The sequence below is a fragment of the Paenibacillus sp. NMA1017 genome, assembly GCF_058895805.1.
Map to the genome: position 1 here is coordinate 1 of NZ_JBZXYR010000034.1, position 4,199 is coordinate 4,199.

Genomic DNA, 4,199 nt, shown 5'->3' on the forward strand with positions numbered 1-4,199 from the left:
TCGGTTCGCCTGTTCGTTCAGTTCCCGGTAGGTCAGTGTTTGCCCACCCCAGACCAAAGCCGGATGATCTGCTCTTTGCTCCGCTCGTTCTTCCAACAGCTCTTGGATTGTTTGTTCCTTCCGATATTCACCCGCCGTGTGGTTAAAATCGCGAACCAGCAGGCTACTTTCTTCCTTCGGCACAATCTCGATATCTGAAATCCGTATCTTTGGACAACGAATAATTTCACGAATGATCATTTTGATCTGCCCTGCTACCCGCTCCATAAAGTTTCTGTCATAGGCCAAGCTATTGTAGCGGAATTTGATCTGCAAATCATTCTCAGGCACAACAATGAAATTAAAATCAAAATTCGTCTGTTCGGAGACCTTCGCGGACAGAACCCTCAAATCCGTTCCATGGTCATCCTGTCCTTTGACGGCTTCCTCCGACGGGTAGTTTTCAAAAGCCAGCAGGTTTTGCACCAATCCGCCTCCATGGGCGGTCCGCGACTGAATTTCCGCCAGCGGATAATAGTGATGCCGCTCAGATAGCCATGCCTCCCGCTGCAGTTTGGCAACCAGGTCCAAGAAACTTTCTTCCTCTTCAGTCCGGACTCGGACAGGAATCGTATTGATAAACAGTCCTACCATCCGTTCGACGCCTTGGATTTCCCCAGGTCTTCCCGAGACAACCGTTCCGAACACCACATCCCGGGTGTTGTTGTACCGTTGCAGCAGGATTCCCCATACGGCCTGTATCACCGTACTTAATGTAGCACCACTTTCTCTTGCGATTCTCTCCAAACTCGCCTTCATTTCCCTATTTATCGTAAAATCGTATTCTTCCTGAATGTATCCCGGATTAGCCATACCACCTTTGGTTCTAGGCAGCAGCGCCGGGTGTTCGTACTCCGTGAGATAATTCTCCCAGTAAACCGCCGTCTCCTGGTCATCCCTTTGTTCCATCCACTGGATATATTGGCGATAAGGATACACCGTACCTAATTGAGGGATGCTTCCTTTATGAAGCGCACTGTAAATTTCCAGCAGCTCTTTAAATACAATGCCAAAACACCATCCATCCATAATGATATGATGAAAACTCCAAATCAAACGGTAGCTGTCGGCTCCCATTCTAATCAAGGCGATTCTGATGAGCGGCTCCCGGGTAAGATCAAAGCCCGTTTCTCTGTCCTTGTCCAAATACGCTTCCAGATAGTTTTCTTGCTCTCTCTCCGTCAAAAAGGAAAGATACTCGAAAAATATTTCAATCGGTCTTTCCTTTAAAACGACCTGAACCGGTTTTTCCACCTTTTCGTAAACAAAGGCGGTCCGCAAAATATCGTGTCTTTGAACCATCTGCTGGAAAGCACGCTCAAACAAACTTCGATCGATCTCGCCCCTCAGGCTGAGCACGGCTTGTTCAAAATACGTATGCGAGTTTTGTTCCCTGAGAAAGTGGTACAGCATTCCCAACTGCATGGGGGTCAGTGTATACATATCCTCGATATTGTGTCCCGAGTCCCCCATCGCGTGGTATACCTCCTCTATCTCCGCCATCGTAATGTTCCTGGAACTTACATCGCTGGCCGTCAGTTCCGTATATTCCCGTAATGTGCAATGCTCGATAATTTGCTCCAGATTGCGCTTAAAGCCTTCCGCCACTCTGATCAGCGTGGCTTTTTCATATTCGTGCTTGTGATAGGCAAAACTCAGCCGCAGCTTTCCATCAGTCACTCTTCCGTTAATGTCCAAACAGTAAGGTCTTTGCATGTCAGGTGAAACCGTCACATCGGTAAGAACATCAGAGAAGGTAAACATCTCGGTATCGATATCCTGATCAAACTGACCCAGATAGTTGAAGCTGATCTCAGGGTTCAAATCAAACCTTAAGACTCCTTCGTCCTGAAGAATCGTCTGGTATTTTAAAATGCCGTAGCCGATGCCTTTTTGCGGAATGCGCCGCAGGCTTTCTTTGACAGCTTTAAGCCGGGAAGACACGTCCTTGACACCTGCCATATCCAAAATCACAGGGTATTGAGCGGTAAACCAGCCCACGGTCCTGCTGATATCCATATCCTGAATGATTTCTTCGCGTCCGTGCCCTTCCAGGTTAACAAGTACCTTGTCTTCTCCTGTCCATTCTCGAATGGCTTCTCCCAGTGCCATCAAAAGAACATCATTGATTTCGGTATTGTAAGCCTTATTCACTTCTCTAAGCAGCTTGGCGGTTTGGACTTCATCCAGCTCGATTTCTATATGATCGCTATCCATATATTTTTTGTCATGAACGGAATAATCCTTAGGAATAGGTTTGATTTCATTTTGCTCCAGCTCGCGCCAGTATGTGATTTCTTGCAGAAGCTCCCCGCTGCCGGCATATGCATAAAGTTGTTCAGACCATGTCAGGAAAGAGTCCGTTTTCTCTCTGAACGTGACTTCTTCCCCCTTCTCCACCTGCCGGTATCCCGTGGAAATATCCTCAAAAAGAATTCGCCAGGAAATCCCATCAACCACCAGGTGGTGAATACTCACACACAGATAGTCACCGTCTCTTGTTTTGAACAAGCCCAATTTCACCAGAGGTCCACATTGCAAATCCATATCTGACTGAAGCTTGGCTGCTTCTTTCTTTACAGAGCTAGCATATATATCATTATTTGTATAATACTTCACTTCCAGCGAATATAGCTCACCTTCCGGGCCTCGGTTGAACAGAAGCACCTGTCCAGCCTTCTCACGCACTACAATACGCAGCGCATCATGGTGTTCCACCAAGCGATCAAACACTTCTCTTAACGCCTTTTCGTCGAAGCCCTGTTTCCTATGCAGCAGTACCGACTGGTTGAAGTGATGTTTCGCTGCAAAAGGCTGCTCGAAAAGCCAGCTTTGGATGGGCGTGGGCATGATTTCCCCTGTTACCGTTCCTTGAAAAGCAGTATGTTCAACAGATTGTACATAAGCACTTAGCTGTTCAATTACAGGATGGTCAAAAAGATCCTTCAGTTGCAGCTTTAGCTTATAATCATGAAGCTTGGATACGACCTGGATGGCTTTAATGGAATCTCCACCCAAATTCAGAAAGTGGTCCCTAATGCCGACCCGTTCGACTTTCAGGACGTTTTCCCATACTCCAGCCAGTATTTCTTCTGTTTTGTCTCTCGGTGCCACATATTCCGCTCCTGCAGCCACACTCAGATCGGGCTCAGGCAATGTCTTTCGATCAATTTTTCCGCTTGGAGTCATCGGCATGTGACCCAGCTGCATAAAGCTGGACGGCACCATGTAATCAGGCAGTTCCTGCAACAGCTGTTCCCGCAGCTCATCTACTCCCGGTTCGCCTTCTGCTATAAAATACGCTGCCAGATACTTCTCACCTTGCTTGTCTTCCCTGGCGATCACCGCCACCTCCCGGACAAGCGGATGCTTCATTAGCTGCGCTTCGATTTCCCCCAGCTCAATGCGGAAGCCCCGAATTTTCACCTGATCGTCGATTCTTCCCATAAATTCAATATTCCCGTCCGGCAGCCAGCGCGCCAGATCACCCGTGCGGTACAGCTTCTCGCCGGCTTCGTAAGGATTCGCCACAAACTTCTCCGCCGTCAGCTCCGGTCGGTGCAGATACCCCCGGGCCAATCCGTCTCCCGCAACGCACATTTCTCCGGCTGCTCCCAGCGGCAGCAGCTTTTGGTTCCTGTCCAAAATGTAAATCCGCGTATTGGAAATGGGTTTGCCAATCGGTACCGTGGCATATCCCATCTCCTCTTCCCGATACGTCCACGCCGTTGCAATCACGCTCGATTCGGTCGGACCATATGCGTTCATATACTCCACGCTGTCCTTCCACCGTGTGACCAGTTCTTTGGTGATCGCGGATCCGCCTGTCACCAGTTTTTTCAGCGCCGGCAGCCTGTCCGGTTCAATTCCCGCCAAATAGGTAGGTGGCAGCAGCGCAATCGTAATTTGGTTTTCGTTGATAAAACGTGCGAATTCATTCAGATTATTAATAATATCTCGCGAAACCAGATACAGCGTTCCGCCTCCCAGCAAAATCGTGAACATTTCCCAGATCGAGGCGTCAAACGAACTGCTGGCAAATTGCAGCATCCGGTCCGATTCTCCCACTTCCCATTTTTCCTCGAAGAAATGCTGGAGGTTGATCACTCCCCGGTGTTCTACCATCACCCCTTTGGGTTTCCCCGTAGATCCTGAGGTAT

1 protein-coding gene is annotated in these 4,199 nt (G+C 48.6%); it reads right to left on the reverse strand.

What is annotated here, in order from left to right:
- Positions 1 to 4,199: amino acid adenylation domain-containing protein (locus AC5ELV_RS26175; RefSeq protein ID WP_493432437.1), on the reverse strand; the 4,199-nt coding region annotated here is incomplete at both ends.